This is a genomic window from Nitrospiraceae bacterium (assembly GCA_021373015.1).
Lineage (GTDB): Bacteria > Nitrospirota > Thermodesulfovibrionia > Thermodesulfovibrionales > UBA1546 > JAJFTJ01.
Map to the genome: position 1 here is coordinate 84,841 of JAJFTJ010000004.1, position 17,234 is coordinate 102,074.

The window sequence follows — 17,234 nt, forward strand, 5'->3', positions numbered from 1 at the left end:
AACCCTCATGAGTCAAAAAATACTTCTCTCAGGAAATGAGGCAATAGCGCTGGGCGCTTTTGAGGCAGGGTTAAGAGTTGCCTCTGCATATCCTGGCACGCCCTCTACAGAGATACTCGAAAATATTTCCACATATGAAGGCATATATGCAGAATGGTCTCCAAATGAAAAAGTAGCTTATGAAGTCGCTCTCGGCGCATCTTTTGCAGGCGCAAGGGCGCTCGTATCAATGAAGCATGTAGGCCTGAATATCGCAGCAGACCCTTTGTTTACATCCGCATACACAGGCGTAAGAGGCGGACTTGTTGTCATAACAGCAGATGACCCTGAGATGCACAGCTCGCAGAATGAGCAGGACAACCGCAATTATGCTTTTGCTGCAAAAGTCCCTATGTTTGAGCCTTCAGATCCTTCAGAAGCAAAAGAATTCGTCAAACTTGCATTTCAATTAAGCGAGGAATTCGACACACCTGTTCTGGTAAGAACAACAACAAGGGTCTCGCATGTTAAGGGTCTTGTTAATAAAGGTGAGATCGTAACATCAAAGATAAAGCCGGGCATTGAAAAGATCCCGGAAAAATTCGTAATGCTTCCTGCAAATGCGCGCTTAAGAAGAAAGGAATTGGATAAGCGGTTTGTCAGGCTCAGGGAATTTGCAGATTCATTCGAACATAATAAAACTGAATATAACGATAAAAAAATCGGATTCATAACATCAGGCATATCATATCTTTATGTCAAAGAGGCATTCCCGGACGCATCTGTTTTAAAACTCGGGATGGTATATCCATTCCCTGAAAAAATCATAAAAGAATTTGCAAAAAATGTTGAAGAAATATTCGTTGTTGAAGAACTCGATCCTTTTATAGAAAATTATGTAAAAGCGCTTGGAATAAGATGCAAAGGCAAAGAGCTCATCCCTGCTGCAGGCGAACTGAATCCTTCAATTGTCAGGGCTTCAATAACAGGAGAAAAATCTACAGCTCTGTTTGAGCCTGTAAAAATACCTAACCGCCCGCCCAATTTATGTCCGGGATGTCCACACAGGGGTATCTTCCATGTACTTTCAAAATTAAATGTATTCATAGCAGGAGATATCGGCTGCTATACGCTTGCAGCGCTTAAACCTCTGTCAGCAATGGATTCATGCATCTGCATGGGAGCAAGCATAGGAAATGCATTAGGCATGGAAAAGGCTTTGGGCAAAGATGCATTAGGAAAGATCGTGGCAGTGCTCGGAGATTCGACATTCATACATTCAGGCATCACAGGGCTTATTGATGTTGTTTACAACAAAGGTTTTACAACAGTGCTTATCCTTGATAACAGGACGACTGCAATGACAGGACATCAGCCCAATCCTGCCTCAGGCCAGACAGTAAAAGGCGATATAAGCACAATGCTTGACATTGAGGCTTTGTGCAGGGCAATCGGAGTGAAAAATGTTTATACAGTTAATCCAAATGATATTGAAGAGACATACAAAATCGTGAAGCAGGAAATAGAGCGTCCTGAACCCTCTGTGATAATAACAAAAGCTCCATGCGTTCTTCTTCCTGAGATGAAAAAAAGAAAAGACAAATCTTTATACATTATTATCCCTGAGAAATGCACAGGATGCAGGTCATGCCTTAAGATCGGCTGTCCTGCGATAGAATGGGTACCAATCACAGAAGAAGATGCAAAAAAACTTGGATTCAAGGAAAAGCAGAAAGGCTATTCAATAATCAATGCAGCGCTCTGCGACGGCTGCGGACAATGCGTTACTCTGTGCAAATTCAAGGCGATAGCATTAAGCGGGGACAAAAGTGGAAAAAGGTAATATCATCTTCTGCGGAGTAGGAGGACAGGGGATCCTCCTTGCAAGCGAGATAACTTCCTTTGCCTTGATGAAAGCAGGTTTTGACATTAAAAAAAGCGAGGTGCATGGAATGGCACAGCGAGGAGGCTCTGTTGTTGCGCATATGAGATTTGGAGATAAGGTTTATTCTCCTCTTATCGAACCAGGCACAGTTGATATTGCGCTTGCATTCGAGATGCTTGAGTCTCTCAGATATCTGCCTTATCTGAATAAGAACAGCAGAGTGATAGTAAACACACAGAAGATACTTCCATCGTCTGTTTCAACAGGAATCGAGACATATCCTGAAAACATACTCGAGGAATTAAATAAAAAGGGACTTACTGTATTTCCTGTTGACGCTTTTGAAATAGCAGAATCTGCAGGAGAGATAAGGGCTGTCAATATGGCATTGGTTGGAGCATTGTCTGTTTTTCTTCCTGTTGAAGAAAAACTATTTCATGATGTAATCTCTGAGCATATGCCCGAAAAAATAAGAAAAGTGAATACCGATGCTTTTATAAAAGGAAGAAGTATTATCAAAAAATTGCAGGAGGTGAACAACAAGTCATGATATGGAATCAAGAATTTGAGACCCTGCCGCGCGAGGCATTGGAAGCGCTCCAGACAAAAAGACTTCATGCGCTTATTGAAAGGGTATATGATGCAGTTCCCTACTATCATAAAAAAATGGATGATGCCGGAGTCAAACCTTATCATATAAAAACAATCGGAGACTTGAAAAAACTTCCTTTCACAACAAAAGAAGATCTGAGGCTAAATTATCCATTCGGACTGTTCGCGGTCCCTTTTGAACAGGTTGTGAGAATACACGCATCATCGGGAACAACAGGCAAACCAACAGTTGTCGGATATACAAAAAAAGATATAGATACATGGGCAGAGCTTATGGCAAGAACACTCTCCGCAGGCGGAGCACATAAAGGAGATGTTGTTCATAATGCATACGGCTACGGTCTTTTTACAGGCGGACTCGGTGCACACTATGGCGCAGAAAAACTCGGAGCTGCAGTAATCCCCATTTCAGGCGGCAACACCAAAAGACAGATAATGATAATGCAGGATTTTGGCTCTACTGTTCTCATGTGCACACCTTCTTATGCATTGAATATTGCCGAAGTCATGGAAGAGATGAATATTGAACCTTCAAGCTTGAAACTGCGAGTGGGACTCTTTGGCGCAGAGCCATGGAGCGAAACAATGAGGCATGAGATAGAGAAAAAACTGAAAATTAAGGCAATAGATATATACGGCTTGAGCGAGGTAATAGGCCCGGGGGTTGCAAGCGAATGTCTGGAGAAACAGCACGGCCTGCATGTAAACGAGGATCATTTCATACCTGAGATAATAAATCCTGAAACAGGCGAACCGCTTAAGCCTGGAGAGACAGGTGAGCTTGTGTTTACTACCCTGACAAAAGAGGCGTTCCCTGTTATCAGATACAGGACAAAAGATATATCAAGACTGTCTCCTGAGCAGTGTACATGCGGCAGGACATTCTACAGAATGCAGAGGATCACAGGAAGAACAGACGACATGCTGATAATAAGAGGCGTCAACGTATTTCCGTCTCAGATAGAGCATGTGCTTATGAGCATCGAGGGAGTCGAGCCTCACTATCAGATAATCGTTGAGAGAGAAGGCTCTCTGGATGTAATGGAAGTTCAGGTTGAGGTAAGCGAAGAAATCTTCTCTGATGAGATAAAGGTTCTTGAAAAACTCACAAAGCGCATAGAGAGAGAGATCAAAGATCTTCTCGGCGTTTCATGCAAGGTCAAACTTGTAGAACCAAAAACCATACAGAGAAGCGAAGGGAAAGCAAAAAGGGTTATAGACAACAGGAAGTTATAAAGGAGGGATTAATGAAAGTAGAACAGATATCAGTATTTCTGGAGAACAAATCAGGGAGGCTTGCAGATGTAGCAGGAATCCTTGCCAAGGCAGGCATAAATATAAGAGCCCTTTCACTTGCAGACACAACTGACTTCGGGATATTAAGACTGATAGTAAACAACACAGAAACAGCAAAAAAAATACTGAAAGAAAACGGTTTTACTGTGGGGAAAACTGAAGTTATTGCGGTCGAGGTCTCAGATAAGCCCGGTGGCCTCGCACAGATACTTGATGCAATACAAAAAAACAAGATAAACGTGGAATATATGTATGCCTTTGTCCAGAAAAACGGTGGGAATGCAATAATCATATTCCGCTTTGACGAGCTAGAAAAAGCAATTGAGATACTGACAAAAGCAGGGATAAATATACTTAAAGGAGAAGAAGTATACGCTCTTTAATCATTTATTTTTACCAAAAAATATAAACTCTCTCATAAATAATTTATATTCTGGAGGAGTTGTCATGAAAAAGATTTATTTATTTATCATCACTTTATTTTTTTCGTGGGTGCTTGTCTCACCAGCATTGGCAGAAGAAACAATAAAGATAGGAGCCATACTCTCAGTAACAGGGCCTGCCTCTTTTCTGGGTGAGCCTGAAAAAAACACCGCCTTAATGCTTAAAGATCAGATAAACAGCAAGGGCGGCATAATGGGCAAAAAGATTGAACTTATAATCTATGATGATGAGACAGATGTTAACAAGGCAGTTCTTGCTGCCGACAAACTTCTCAAAAAAGATAAGGTTGTTGCTGTCATCGGACCTACCACTTCAGGAAATACTCTCGCAGTAATGGAAAAATTTGAGAAAGCGCATATCCCGCTGATATCGCTTTCAGCATCAGAGAAAATCGTTAAACCGGTAAAAAATTATGTTTTCAATGTTGCACCGCTGGACAGGTTTGCTGTTGCACGCCTATATAAAAATCTTAAAGCATCAGGAATCGCCAAAATAGGAATTATTACTGTATCTGACGGATTCGGACAATCAGGAAGAGAAGTTCTCAAGGAACTTGCCCCTTCCTTTGAAATAAAAATACTTGCTGATGAAGTATATGGACCAAAAGATACTGACATGACCGCACAGCTCGTAAAAATAAAAGGAACTTCCCCTGACGCAATCGTATGCTGGGGAACAAACCCCGGTCCTGCGGTTATTGCTAAAAACAGGGTTCAGCTGGGAATTAATATTCCTCTTTATATGAGTCACGGTGTTGCATCAAAAAAATTTATTGAGCTGGCAGGCGATTCAGCAGAAGGACTTCATCTTCCGGCAGGCAGACTGATAGTTGCAGAGCAGGTCCCTGATAATCACCCTCAGAAAAAAGTGCTTGTAACATATAAAAAGTTGTATGAAACCAAATTTAAATCTCCTGTCTCAACATTCGGCGGACATGCATGGGATGCACTTTATCTTATTCAAAAGGCTGTCGAAACAGGCAGATCAACTAATCCTGAGTCAATAAGAAGCAATCTGGAAAAGATAAGCGGTTTTATTGGAACAGCAGGCATCTTCAATTATTCAACTTCCAGTCACAATGGTCTTGATGAAAATGCATTTGAGATAATAAAAATAGAAAAGGGCAATTGGAAGATGCTTAAAAAAAATTAGAGATTTAGAAATTATCTGAATATCAAATTGGAGGAGATATGAAAAAGATTTATTTATTTATCATCACTTTATTTTTTTCGTGTATGCTTGTCTCACCGGCATTGGCAGAAGAAACAATAAAGATAGGAGCCATACTCTCAGTAACAGGGCCTGCCTCTTTTCTGGGTGAGCCTGAGAAAAACACCGCCTTAATGCTTAAAGATCAGATAAACAGCAAGGGCGGCATAATGGGCAAAAAGATTGAACTTATAATCTATGACGACGAGACAGATGTTAACAAGGCAGTTCTTGCCGCAGACAAACTTCTCAAAAAAGATAAAGTCGTTGCTGTCATCGGACCTACCACTTCAGGAAATACATTTGCCATAGAAGAAAAATTCGAGAAAGCAGGAGTTCCTCTTATTTCATGCGCAGCAGCTGAGAAAATCGTGAAACCGGTAAAAAAATGGGTCTTTAAAACACCGCAGTCTGACAGACATGCAGTCTCAAAGATTTTCAGTCAACTGCTGTCTAAAAAAATCAAAAAAATTGCAATCATCACCGTATCAGACGGTTTTGGACAGGCAGGCAGAGAGGTATTGAAAGAGCTTGCTCCAAAAATGGGAATTGAACTCGTTGCTGATGAAGTATATGGACCAAAAGATACTGACATGACTGCACAGCTCGTAAAAATAAAAGGGACAGATGCAGAAGCTATTGTGTGCTGGGGAACAAACCCGGGGCCTGCTGTTATAGCAAAAAACAGAGTTCAGCTTGGAATAAATATTCCTCTTTATATGAGCCACGGCGTTGCATCAAAGAAATTTATTGAGCTGGCAGGCGATTCAGCAGAAGGAATATTTCTTCCAGCAGGAAGGATAATTGTTGCAGAGCAGATACCCGACAAGCATCCGCAGAAAGCAATGCTAAAAAAATACGTAAAAGATTATGAATCAAAATATAAATCTCCAATCTCGGCTTTTGGTGGACATGCATGGGATGCATTAATGCTTGTTGTAAAAGCCATAGAAACAGGGAAATCTGTTAATCCTGCTGACATAAGAAACAACCTAGAGAAAACAAGAGGATTTATAGGAACAGCAGGAATATTTAACTTCACCGCTGAAGACCATAATGGTCTTGATGAAAATGCATTCGAGATGGTCGTTATTGAAAAAGGCAACTGGAAGATAATCAAAAAATAGATGGGGATTTCGAGTTACCTCCAATTTCTCATTTCAGGGTTAACCGTGGGCAGTACATACGGGCTTACTGCCCTCGGGTTTACCATCATCTTTAATACAACAGGCATTATCAATTTCGCACAGGGAGAATTCGTGATGCTCGGCGGAATGCTGAGCGTATTCTTTCTTAAGTGGTTTAATCTCGGCCTTCCCGTTTCAATATCTCTTGCTATCATTACAACAACATTTGTCGGAGCTGCCATCGACAGACTTGCCATAAGACCGGCAAAAAAAAATTCGACAATAAATCTGATAATTATCACTATCGGCGTTTCAATACTCATAAGGGGAATTGCGATGCTCGTATGGGGGAAAGATACATTTTCGCTTCCTCAGTTCTCAGGTCATGAACCACTACACTTCGCAGGAGCTGCAATAATGCCGCAGAGCATCTGGATACTCGTCATAACTCTTTTAATACTTATGTCTTTGAAAATATTTTTCTCAAAAACAATCTACGGCAAGGGCATGCTTGCATGTTCATATGACAAAAAGGCTTCCTATCTTGTAGGCATTGACGTTAACAAAATGGTGCTTTTTTCCTTCATGATATCAGCAATGGTGGGAGCAATTGGCGGCGCAATACTCACTCCGATAACATTGACATCATATGATGCAGGCATACTCCTTGGCCTGAAGGGTTTTTCAGCATGCATTATAGGCGGTCTCGGAAATCCTTTTGGAGCTGCAGCAGGCGGACTTATACTGGGGGTTCTCGAATCATTCGGAGCAGGAGTTATATCTTCAGCATATAAAGATGCCTTTGCATTCTTCATACTTTTAATTCTTCTGTTTGTGAAACCATCAGGGTTGTTCGGGCAGAAAAGCATAAAGAGAGTCTGAAGTGAAAAAATTCAGGACAGATCTTTTTTCATGCTCAGGCTTTCTGATTCTTCTGCTTGTCCTGCCAAAATTCCTGACTAATGACTACTACACAAACACACTAACGCTTTCATGGATCCATGCAATAATAGCCGTAGGACTTAACCTGCTTATCGGATACGCAGGGCAGATATCATTGGGTCATGCAGCATTTTACGGCATAGCCGCTTATACAACAGCAATACTCACCACAACATTCTCTTTGCCAATAATCGCTGGGATGCTTGCCGGAATCATAGTAGTTGCAATCGTCGCATATCTTATAGGAATTCCAACACTTAAATTAAAGGGACATTATTTAGCAATGGGGACACTCGGATTCGGGATAATTGTTTATATATTTTTCAACGAGACTATAAGCATTACAGGAGGGCCTTCAGGTTTTACAGGTATTCCCAGACTTAATATCTTCGGCTTTAAATTCGATTCAGACCTTTCATATTATTATGTTGTCACAGTAGTTCTTACTCTCATAATCTTTGTCTCGCTTAATATCATAAATTCCAGAATAGGCCGAGCCCTGCGTGCTATTCACACAAGCGAATCAGCCGCACAGATCGCAGGCATCGACATATCAAAGTACAAACTCTTTGTCTTTGTGCTTTCAGCCATCTTTGCAGCAATCGCAGGAGTGCTTTATGCGCATTATCTTTCATTTGTTGCGCCTTCTTCATTTGGGTTTAATTTTTCTATTGAGCTTCTTGCCATGGTAGTTCTCGGGGGTATGGCAAACATATGGGGAGCTGTTGCAGGCGCATTGTTTCTTACAGTCCTGCCTGAATTCCTAAGGACATTTGAAAACATAGAGATCCTCCTTTACGGTGCAATACTTATAGTCTGCATGATATTTCTTCCAGGCGGAATTGCCGGCGGAATTTTTAAAATCATGAAAATATTTAAAAGGGAAAAAGCAGTTGATGCAGAAAAACAATAATATTCTTGACTGCAAAAATATAAGTGTGAGATTCGGCGGAGTTCAGGCGCTGAACAATATCGATTTTTCAGCCCGTGAAAAAAATATAACAGCAATAATCGGACCTAACGGAGCAGGAAAAACTACGCTATTAAATGTTATAAGCGGATTCATTAAACCTGATAAAGGCTTAATAGAATTTACAGGCAATGACATAACATGCATTCCCTCTCATGACAGGGGCAAAAAAGGCATAGCAAGAACATTTCAGAATGTGGAAATATTCTCCAATATGTCTTTACTCGAAAATGTTATGACAGGATATCACAGCAAGGTCAAATATTCTGTGTTTGATACAATACTTAGAACTCCTCGATATTGGAAACACGAAGCCTCATGCATAAAAAATGCTGAATCAGAGCTTGAGTTTATCGGGATGCTCGAAGAAAAAGACATGTCTGCAGATGAACTTTCATTCGGAAAACAAAGGCTTCTGGAGATAGCAAGGGCAATAGCATCAAAACCAATCCTGCTTCTTCTGGATGAACCTGCAGCAGGACTCAACATAAGAGAAACACATCATCTGGGCGAGATGATAAAACAGATAAGAGACAGATACAACATAACGATAGTTCTTGTAGAACATGACATGGATCTGGTTATGCGCATAAGCGACAGGATAACGGCACTTAATTTCGGAGAGGTCATTGCTGAAGGCACTCCGATTGAGATACAGAAAAATCAGGATGTGATAACAGCGTATCTTGGAGTTGATGAATAACAGATGCTGACTTTAAAAAATATAGATGTATTTTACGGAAAGATACATGCTGTAAAACATGCGTCGCTTCATGTCAGAAAAGGCGAAATAGTCACTCTGATAGGAGGCAACGGCGCAGGCAAGACCACCCTGCTCTGCACAATATCAGGATTGATAAGGTCAAACAACGGCAGCATAATATATGAAGGAGTTGATATTTCCAGATGCAGTCCTGACAGGGTAGTCAGCATGGGCATATCTCATGTGCCTGAAGGAAGACTTGTGTTCAAACCTTTAAGCATTGAAGACAATCTCACACTCGGAGCATTTCACAGGCATTCATACAAAAAAAATGCCGAGATAAAAAACGACATCGAGAAAATATATTCTATATTCCCCGTATTAAAAGAAAGAAGAAAGCAGCATGCAGGCACACTCTCGGGAGGGGAACAGCAGATGCTCGCTATCGGCCGAGCTTTGATGGCAAAACCAAAACTGCTTTTGCTCGATGAACCGAGCATGGGACTTGCGCCTTTTGTCATCAAAGAAATATTCAGGCATATAGTTGAACTGCGCGATAAATTCGGGCTGACCGTGCTGCTGATAGAACAGAATGCAAGAAGCGCTCTAAAAATAGCAGACAGCGGATATGTTATTGAGACAGGAAGAATAGTTCTGCAGGGTGCTGCGGAAGATCTTCTTTCTAACAAAGATGTGCAGCGCGCATATCTTGGCAGAGATCTTGATTCTGAAATTAAAATGTAAAAATAAATATGGAGGAACTTATGTACTGGGAACCTGATAAAGAGACAATGGAAAGAGAAGAACTGGAACAGCTTCAGCTTGAGAGACTTCAGGCAACGCTCTCAAGAGTCTATATGAATGTGCCGTTCTACAGAAAAAAATTCGATGAGATGGGAATAGACATTGACGATTTCCGCTCTTTAAAAGACCTGCAGAAACTCCCATTCACAACAAAAAATGACTTAAGGGAAAACTATCCTTATGGACTGTTCGCAGTGCCTTTGAGAGAAGTTGTAAGGATTCACGCATCATCAGGCACAACCGGAATGTCCACTGTTGTCGGATACACAAAAAATGACATCAAGACGTGGTCTGATCTTGCGGCAAGGGTCATGACAGCAGCCGGGGTCACAAAAGACGATGTCGTTCAGATAGCATTCGGCTACGGCCTCTTCACAGGAGGATTCGGAATTCACTACGGCGCAGAACGCATCGGCGCATCCGTAATCCCAATATCAAGCGGGAACACAGCAAGACAGATAAAGATAATGCAGGATTTTAAGACAACCGCTCTGATATGCACCCCCAGCTATGCTTTGCAGATAGCAGAGACAATGCTTGAGATGGGGATAAACACCAACTCGCTGTCGCTTAAATATGGTCTTTTCGGAGCAGAGCCCTGGTCAGAAGCAATGAGAAAAGAGATACAGGATAAACTAAAGATAATCGCAACAGACAATTACGGATTGAGCGAGGTCATGGGTCCGGGTGTTTCAGGAGAATGTCTTGAAAGAAACGGCCTTCACATAAACGAAGACCACTTCTTGGTCGAGATAGTTAACCCCGAGACATTAAAACCTGTTCCGGCAGGAGAAACAGGAGAACTTGTCATAACAACACTCACAAAAGAAGCATTCCCTGTAATAAGATTCAGAACGCGCGACTTAACAAAGCTCATTCCCGAACAATGTCCATGCGGAAGAAAATTCATAAGGATGCAGAGAACAATGGGAAGAACAGACGATATGCTGATAATAAGAGGTGTCAATGTATTTCCTTCACAGATAGAAACAGTGCTCTTCGAGATAGAAGGCACAGAACCTCATTACCAGATAATATTGGAGCGCAAAGGAGCACTTGACACAGCCACAATAGAAGTCGAAGTCTCAGAGTCAATATTCTTCGATGAGATGAAAAAACAGAATGAACTCATCGACACTATCAAAAAACGCCTTGCATCAAACCTCGGCGTCTCGGTTAACGTAAAGCTCGTCGAGAAAAAAACACTCGAAAGAACAGAAGGCAAATCAAAAAGAATAATTGACAACAGAAAACTGTGAAACTATCGGAACTGATACAGATATTTTTCCTTTAAATTCCAGAATTTCTTTATTGCGGAGAAGCTGCAGCTGATGGGGGATTTTGGGGTCAGGGATATCTTTACTCTTTCAATGTGATAAGTCATTTAAAAATTTATACAGCAATTTTGATATTTTTCTTCTTTCGCTACTCACATCCATACAGTATGCATGTCCATAAACCTGGGCGTATCTTAAAGAAAAAACGTTTATCTTGAACAATGCTACGGATACTCGCAAATGGAGTTTTTGTTTCCCAAATACAATCTTTAATTCTCAGCACTTCTTGATACAAAAAACCAAGGGTAGCATAGCCGCCATTGGCTTCCATAGCTTTTAGAACTGCTTCATACTGTTTCATAAAAGTATATTATCAAAACACAAATTTTTTGGCTATTTATCTTCAGCACAACTGCAGGGCAACCGTCTTCTGGGTCAAAAAATCCAAAGGCTACAACTTCCTCCTCATCATGCACGAGCACTTGCTCATATTTTACAAACCGTTTTTCTAAAAAATGTTTTAAAATAGCTTATTAAGTCTGAAAATGGAGTGAAGAAAGATGAGTTTTCAGTATATAAGAGAAATGCCGAGCGTAAAAGAGATCCTTGAGACGATTCCCTTGTCTGACGAATTGAAAAAAATAAAGGCAGAAAGAGACAAGGAGATAATCTCTGTGTTCAAGAGAGATAGCGATAAATTTCTCGTGATAATCGGCCCCTGCTCTGCTGATAATGAAGATTCCTTATGCGAATATGTTTCAAGGCTCGCAAGACTTCAGGATGAGGTTAAGGAGAAATTAATTCTTATTCCCAGAATTTATACGAACAAGCCGCGCACAACTGGCGAAGGATATAAAGGAATGGCTCACCAGCCAAAGCCTTCTGAAGAACCTAATATGTTAAAAGGACTCAAGGCAATCAGAAAAATGCATATCAGGGCTTTGAAGGAATCGCATCTGACTTCTGCTGATGAGATGCTCTATCCGGGAAATTATCCGTATCTTGAAGATATCTTGAGTTATGTTGCTGTTGGCGCGCGCTCTGTTGAAAGTCAGCTTCACAGACTGACAATAAGCGGTCTTGATGTTCCTTCAGGAATGAAGAATCCGACAAGCGGTGATGTTGAGGTTATGCTTAATTCTGTGCAGGCAGCTCAGCTTCCGCATGTGTTTGTTTATAATGGCTGGGAAGTAAAAACATCAGGGAATCCTCTTACGCACTGCATAATGCGCGGGGCTGTTGATCAGTATGGAACGAACTATCCTAATTATCACTATGAAAATCTTGTCAGAGTTGCTGAATTATACAAAAAAAGGAATCTGATATTTCCTGCAATCATTGTTGATACCAATCATGCAAACTCTAACAAAAAATTTCAGGAACAGCCTAGGATAGCAAAAGAGGTCATGAGAAGCAGACAGTTCTCCAAGACACTGAAGAATAAGGTCAAGGGATTGATGATAGAGAGTTATCTTATCGAAGGCTCTCAGAAAATAAGCGAGAACATCTATGGTAAATCAATCACAGACCCGTGTCTTGGTTGGGAAGATTCTGAAAAACTTTTGAGAGAGCTTGCTGGTTTGGTCTAAGATTTATTCTTTTATCTTCTTCTTAACAAACTCTTCCATTAATATTATCTTGGCAAAAAGGCTCTTGAATTCTTGAAAGTGCAGAGACTGTGGTCCGTCTGAGAGCGCGCGTTCAGGGTCAGGATGTATCTCTATCATAACTCCGTCTGCTCCGACAACAATCGATGCCAAAGCCATATGAGAAACAAGACTTCTCCTGCCTGTTGCATGGCTTGGATCGAATATCACAGGCAGATGAGACATTTTTTTAACCAATGGGATCACAGAGAGGTCTGATGTGTTGCGCGTAGCTGTTTCGAAAGTCCTTATCCCGCGCTCGCAAAGAACAACATTGGGATTTCCTTCAAGGAGTATGTATTCTGCCGATGCCAGCCATTCCTCAACAGTCGCTGAAAGTCCACGCTTTAAGATAACGGGGTTTTTTATCCTTCCTGCTTCTTTTAAGAGATCGAAGTTCTGCATGTTGCGCGCTCCGATTTGAAGCATATCGGATTTTTCAGAAACAATATTCACATGTTCAGGACTCATCACTTCTGTGACAACTTTAATTCCAACTTCTTTTTTTATGTCATTTAGAATCTCCAGTCCTTCTTCTCTTAAGCCTTGAAAACTGTGAGGACTTGTTCTTGGTTTGTATGCGCCTGCTCTTAAAACACTGATCCCGAGTTCTTTCAGGAATACTGCAGTGCTGCGAAGCTGTTCTTTACTCTCTATTGCGCAAGGGCCTGCAATTACAAGAAAAGGAGCTTCTCCGCCGACTTTGATATTATTGCCAAGATTGATAACAGTGTCTGATGGATGAAAGTCTCTGCTCACAAGTTTGTAAGGTTTTGTGACATGAATTACTTCCAATATGCCTTTTGCATCTCTTATCTGACTGTCATCGACCCATCCCTGATTTCCTATCACACCAATTGCAGTTCTCTCGGCTCCGGGAATTGAAACAGGGTTGAGGCCCATTGAGGAGATTATCTTTTTTATATTCTCAATGTCACTGCCAGTTGCGCTATGATGCATTACAATAAGCATATATTTACCTCTTGGCATTCTTATTCTACACAAGCAGATTTAAAATAGCAAAACACCGGGATACCTTGAAAAAACAGGATGAATTAAGTAATATTAACTTCTACCAGAAACCAATCATGTTTATTTGAAAACACGTTTCTAGGGATGTCAGAGAGGTAAAAATGAGCGGCCTTGAAGAACTAAGAAACAAGATTGACAAACTTGATGATGATATCCTCGAGCTGCTGAACAAGCGCGCTGAACTTGCCCTGAAGATCGGGCACATCAAACGCGAAAAAAATTTCAAGATATACACGCCGGAGCGCGAACAGCAGATTATTGAACGAGTAACAAAGAACAATAAAGGCCCTTTTTCGAATGATTCCTTACGGGCTGTTTTCAAGGAAATAATCTCAGGTTCTCTGTCTCTTGAAGAACCTGTCAAGGTTTCATATTTTGGTCCTACCGCCACATTTACGCATCTTGCCGCACTTAGGCGTTTCGGTTCATCAGCGGCATTTAAACCCGTTGAAAACATAAAAACAGTATTCGAGAATGTGGATACTGGAAAATCGGCTTACGGCGTAGTGCCCATAGAAAACTCTAATGAAGGTGTCGTAAGTTATACGCTCGATATGTTCATTGACTTTGACCTGAAAGTCTCAGCAGAGATAATACTCGAGATATCGCACAACTTGCTCTCACAACAGACTGACAGATCGAAGATAAAAAAAATATATTCTCATCCGCAGGCTATTGCTCAGTGTAGATCATGGCTCAGGATAAATATGACGGATGTAACAATAATCGAAGCAACCAGCACTTCAAAGGCAGCAGAGCTTGCTGCTGAGGATAAGGATGCTGCTGCTATTGCAAGCGAACTTGCAGCAAAAACATATAACCTGAATGTCCTTGAAAAAAACATAGAAGACAACAGGCATAATGTCACAAGATTCCTGGTTATATCAAAAGAATTCCCAAAAAAATCCGGCAATGACAAAACATCAATAATGTTCTCTATCAAAGATAAACCCGGAGCGCTTTATGAGATACTTATGCCGTTTAAGAAAAGTAAAATAAATCTCACAAAGATAGAATCAAGGCCTTCAAAACGCAGGGCATGGGAATATATCTTCTTTGTGGACATAGAAGGGCATGTTGACGACAAAAAGGTGAGCAAGGCAATAGAAGAAGTAAAAGAGGGCTGTCTGTATCTAAAGATTCTTGGTTCATATCCTCAGGGAAGCATACAGTGATAAGGCCTTCTGAATATGTTCTGGACATCCAGCCTTATGTGCCGGGTAAACCATTAGAAGAACTCGAAAGAGAACTCGGGATACAAAATTCTATCAAGCTCGCATCGAATGAAAATCCTCTGGGACCGTCTCCTGCTGCATTAAAAATAATTAAAAGTTCGATAAAAAATTTGAACAGATATCCTGACGGAAGCGGTTATTATCTGAAAAAAGAATTATCAAAAACGCTGTCTGTTAATGAGGATGAACTAATACTGGGGAATGGCTCGAATGAACTGATTGATGCAGCAGTAAGGACTTTTTTAAAAGCAGGAGACGAGGCTGTAATGGCAGTTCCTTCTTTTGTTGTCTACTCTATGTCTGTTAAAGCTGTGGGCGGAAAGCCGATACAGATACCTCTTAAGAACTACACACATGATCTTGATGCAATGGCTGATGCAGTCACGTCAAATACAAAGATAATCTTTATTGCCAATCCGAACAACCCGACAGGCACAATAAACAAAAAAAACGAGTTTGATAAAATGATGAGCAGGATTTCCGACGATATCCTGATTGTTGTTGATGAGGCTTATTATGAATATGTATCTGCCCTTGATTATGCAGACAGTTTTGAACACTTCAGAAAAAGAGACAATCTTCTGATACTGAGGACATTTTCAAAGATATACGGACTTGCAGGTTTGAGGATTGGTTACGGGATTGCAAAGAAAGAGATAATTAATGCCATGGACAGGATAAGAGAACCATTCAATACAAACACTCTGGCGCAGTGTGCAGCATTAGCAGCTCTGTCTGATAGCAGACATGTTAAAAAAACAAAAAGAATAAATGAAAAAGGCAAGAAATATCTCTATAAAGAGCTGAAATCACTCGGATTAAATTATATCCCTACTCAGGCAAATTTTATTTATATGCCTGTGAAGGCTCCCATGTCTTTGTATGAGAAGCTGCTTAAAAGAGGAGTTATCATAAGATCAATGGGGCTTGATGCAATAAGGGTTACCATAGGACTTAAAGAAGAGAATGAACGTTTTATACAGGAATTAAAAAATATATTGTGAGAATAATTAGTTAATGAAATTAAAAGAGGAGCAAAATGGATATCATTGTATTAAATAGCAGAGCAGCGCAGAGAGACATAAGCAGCATAGTCAATAAATTAAAGATCCGCGGGCTTAAAGCACATATATCGCACGGCACAGAAAAGATAGTCATAGGAGTTATCGGAGACACATCAAAAGTTACGGAGGAGCAGGAAAACGCCTTCAGGATGATGAGAGGCGTAGAAGAAGTAGTAAGGATAATCAAACCATACAAACTCGCCAACATAAATTTCAAGGCAAAAGATACTCTGGTAAAAGTAAAAGGCAAAGTAATAGGAGGGAAAAAGATCCCTGTTATTGCCGGGCCATGCGCAATAGAGAACAAGGCAATGATAATCAATGTGGCTAAAAAGGTAAAGGCTGCCGGCGCATCATTTATAAGGGGCGGAGCTTACAAACCCCGCACATCTCCTTATGCCTTTCAGGGACTTGGACTCGAAGGATTGAAATATCTTTCAGAGGCAGGGAAACAAACAGGACTTCCTGTTGTTACGGAGATAATGGATCCGAGAGATCTGGATCTGATGATTAAATATGCAGACATAATACAGATAGGCGCAAGAAATATGCAGAACTTCAGACTCCTTCTCGAAGTAGGCATGTGCCACAAGCCGATTCTGCTTAAGAGAGGACTCTCGGCAACAATAAAAGAACTGCTTATGGCAGCGGAATATATCATGTCAAAGGGGAATCTTGATGTTATTCTCTGCGAAAGAGGAATACGCACATTCGAGACTGAGACAAGAAACACTCTTGACCTCAGCGCTATCCCTGTGCTCCAGCAGAAGACACACCTGCCTGTTGTTGTTGATCCAAGCCACGGAGTAGGCAAGTGGGATATTGTTCCTCCTATGGCAAAGGCAGCAATTGCTGCCGGAGCTGACGGACTGCTTATAGAAGTCCACACAAATCCCGAAGAGGCAATGTCAGATGGAGAACAGTCGCTCACACCTAATGCCTTCAAGAAACTCATGGCTGAACTAAAACCAATAGCAAAAGCTGTTGGAAGAGAAATATAAATATAAAA

The 17,234-nt window shown here is 40.9% G+C and carries 16 protein-coding genes; 15 read left to right on the plus strand and 1 reads right to left on the minus strand.

From position 1 onward, the window contains the following. The first annotated feature begins 7 nt into the window (after window positions 1-7). The 12 genes from iorA to LLF28_01235 all read left to right on the plus strand — a co-directional run bounded on the left by iorA (window position 8) and on the right by LLF28_01235 (window position 12,837). The gene (iorA, locus tag LLF28_01180) at window positions 8-1,822 is read left to right on the plus strand and encodes an indolepyruvate ferredoxin oxidoreductase subunit alpha (GenBank protein MCE5194062.1); all 1,815 of its coding nucleotides are present in this window, start codon (window positions 8-10) and stop codon (window positions 1,820-1,822) included. After that, window positions 1,809-2,414: an indolepyruvate oxidoreductase subunit beta gene (locus tag LLF28_01185; protein ID MCE5194063.1), complete on the plus strand. Its 606-nt coding sequence runs from the start codon at window positions 1,809-1,811 to the stop codon at window positions 2,412-2,414. The genes iorA and LLF28_01185 overlap by 14 nt, the downstream gene beginning before the upstream one ends. After that, window positions 2,411-3,712: a phenylacetate--CoA ligase gene (locus LLF28_01190; protein ID MCE5194064.1), complete on the plus strand. Its 1,302-nt coding sequence runs from the start codon at window positions 2,411-2,413 to the stop codon at window positions 3,710-3,712. The genes LLF28_01185 and LLF28_01190 overlap by 4 nt, the downstream gene beginning before the upstream one ends. Window positions 3,713-3,723: 11 nt before the next feature. Continuing rightward, a complete protein-coding gene (locus LLF28_01195; GenBank protein MCE5194065.1) occupies window positions 3,724-4,155 on the plus strand; it encodes an ACT domain-containing protein in 432 nt (143 codons plus the stop codon). Between the two features lie 64 nt (window positions 4,156-4,219). Continuing rightward, window positions 4,220-5,368 (plus strand): ABC transporter substrate-binding protein, encoded by a 1,149-nt coding sequence (locus LLF28_01200; protein ID MCE5194066.1) that lies wholly within the window; start codon window positions 4,220-4,222, stop codon window positions 5,366-5,368. A gap of 38 nt (window positions 5,369-5,406) precedes the next feature. Beyond that, window positions 5,407-6,552 carry an ABC transporter substrate-binding protein gene (locus tag LLF28_01205; protein ID MCE5194067.1) on the plus strand — a complete coding sequence of 382 codons (1,146 nt, stop codon included), beginning with the start codon at window positions 5,407-5,409 and terminating at the stop codon, window positions 6,550-6,552. Beyond that, window positions 6,553-7,434, plus strand: a complete 882-nt coding sequence (locus LLF28_01210) for a branched-chain amino acid ABC transporter permease (GenBank protein MCE5194068.1) — start codon at window positions 6,553-6,555, stop codon at window positions 7,432-7,434. 1 nt (window position 7,435) lies between these two features. Continuing rightward, window positions 7,436-8,407 (plus strand): branched-chain amino acid ABC transporter permease, encoded by a 972-nt coding sequence (locus LLF28_01215; GenBank protein MCE5194069.1) that lies wholly within the window; start codon window positions 7,436-7,438, stop codon window positions 8,405-8,407. Continuing rightward, window positions 8,391-9,167: an ABC transporter ATP-binding protein gene (locus LLF28_01220; GenBank protein MCE5194070.1), complete on the plus strand. Its 777-nt coding sequence runs from the start codon at window positions 8,391-8,393 to the stop codon at window positions 9,165-9,167. The genes LLF28_01215 and LLF28_01220 overlap by 17 nt, the downstream gene beginning before the upstream one ends. Window positions 9,168-9,170: 3 nt before the next feature. Then, window positions 9,171-9,911: an ABC transporter ATP-binding protein gene (locus LLF28_01225; GenBank protein MCE5194071.1), complete on the plus strand. Its 741-nt coding sequence runs from the start codon at window positions 9,171-9,173 to the stop codon at window positions 9,909-9,911. 20 nt (window positions 9,912-9,931) lie between these two features. Then, window positions 9,932-11,230, plus strand: a complete 1,299-nt coding sequence (locus LLF28_01230) for a phenylacetate--CoA ligase (protein ID MCE5194072.1) — start codon at window positions 9,932-9,934, stop codon at window positions 11,228-11,230. 578 nt (window positions 11,231-11,808) lie between these two features. Beyond that, entirely contained in the window at window positions 11,809-12,837 is a 1,029-nt protein-coding gene (locus tag LLF28_01235) for a 3-deoxy-7-phosphoheptulonate synthase (GenBank protein ID MCE5194073.1), read from the plus strand. A 3-nt stretch (window positions 12,838-12,840) separates the two neighbouring features. On the opposite strand, the gene aroF (LLF28_01240) is transcribed toward LLF28_01235, so the two are convergent. Further along, complete coding sequence (gene aroF, locus LLF28_01240) at window positions 12,841-13,866, minus strand: 3-deoxy-7-phosphoheptulonate synthase (GenBank protein MCE5194074.1); 1,026 nt, start codon at window positions 13,864-13,866, stop codon at window positions 12,841-12,843. Between the two features lie 161 nt (window positions 13,867-14,027). Here aroF (LLF28_01240) and pheA point away from each other — a divergent pair, with 161 nt between their 5' ends. Genes pheA through aroF (LLF28_01255) form a run of 3 tightly spaced genes read left to right on the plus strand, consistent with a single transcriptional unit; the run spans window position 14,028 to window position 17,226 of the window. Further along, window positions 14,028-15,101, plus strand: coding sequence for a prephenate dehydratase (pheA, locus tag LLF28_01245; GenBank protein MCE5194075.1), 1,074 nt, complete (start codon window positions 14,028-14,030; stop codon window positions 15,099-15,101). After that, window positions 15,098-16,165: a histidinol-phosphate transaminase gene (gene hisC / locus LLF28_01250; GenBank protein MCE5194076.1), complete on the plus strand. Its 1,068-nt coding sequence runs from the start codon at window positions 15,098-15,100 to the stop codon at window positions 16,163-16,165. Before pheA ends, hisC begins: the two co-directional genes overlap by 4 nt. 35 nt (window positions 16,166-16,200) lie before the next feature. Then, window positions 16,201-17,226, plus strand: coding sequence for a 3-deoxy-7-phosphoheptulonate synthase (aroF, locus tag LLF28_01255; protein MCE5194077.1), 1,026 nt, complete (start codon window positions 16,201-16,203; stop codon window positions 17,224-17,226). Window positions 17,227-17,234: the final 8 nt, after the last annotated feature.

Bases quoted from the DNA above. Each gene is read 5' to 3' on its own strand.
- iorA (MCE5194062.1), top strand. From the start codon at position 8: ATGAGTCAAAAAATACTTCTCTCAGGAAATGAGGCAATAGCGCTGGGC.
- LLF28_01190 (MCE5194064.1), top strand. From the start codon at position 2,411: ATGATATGGAATCAAGAATTTGAGACCCTGCCGCGCGAGGCATTGGAA.
- LLF28_01195 (MCE5194065.1), top strand. From the start codon at position 3,724: ATGAAAGTAGAACAGATATCAGTATTTCTGGAGAACAAATCAGGGAGG.
- LLF28_01200 (MCE5194066.1), top strand. From the start codon at position 4,220: ATGAAAAAGATTTATTTATTTATCATCACTTTATTTTTTTCGTGGGTG.
- LLF28_01205 (MCE5194067.1), top strand. From the start codon at position 5,407: ATGAAAAAGATTTATTTATTTATCATCACTTTATTTTTTTCGTGTATG.
- LLF28_01210 (MCE5194068.1), top strand. From the start codon at position 6,553: ATGGGGATTTCGAGTTACCTCCAATTTCTCATTTCAGGGTTAACCGTG.
- LLF28_01220 (MCE5194070.1), top strand. From the start codon at position 8,391: ATGCAGAAAAACAATAATATTCTTGACTGCAAAAATATAAGTGTGAGA.
- LLF28_01225 (MCE5194071.1), top strand. From the start codon at position 9,171: ATGCTGACTTTAAAAAATATAGATGTATTTTACGGAAAGATACATGCT.
- LLF28_01230 (MCE5194072.1), top strand. From the start codon at position 9,932: ATGTACTGGGAACCTGATAAAGAGACAATGGAAAGAGAAGAACTGGAA.
- LLF28_01235 (MCE5194073.1), top strand. From the start codon at position 11,809: ATGAGTTTTCAGTATATAAGAGAAATGCCGAGCGTAAAAGAGATCCTT.
- aroF (MCE5194074.1), bottom strand. From the start codon at position 13,866: ATGCTTATTGTAATGCATCATAGCGCAACTGGCAGTGACATTGAGAAT.
- pheA (MCE5194075.1), top strand. From the start codon at position 14,028: ATGAGCGGCCTTGAAGAACTAAGAAACAAGATTGACAAACTTGATGAT.
- aroF (MCE5194077.1), top strand. From the start codon at position 16,201: ATGGATATCATTGTATTAAATAGCAGAGCAGCGCAGAGAGACATAAGC.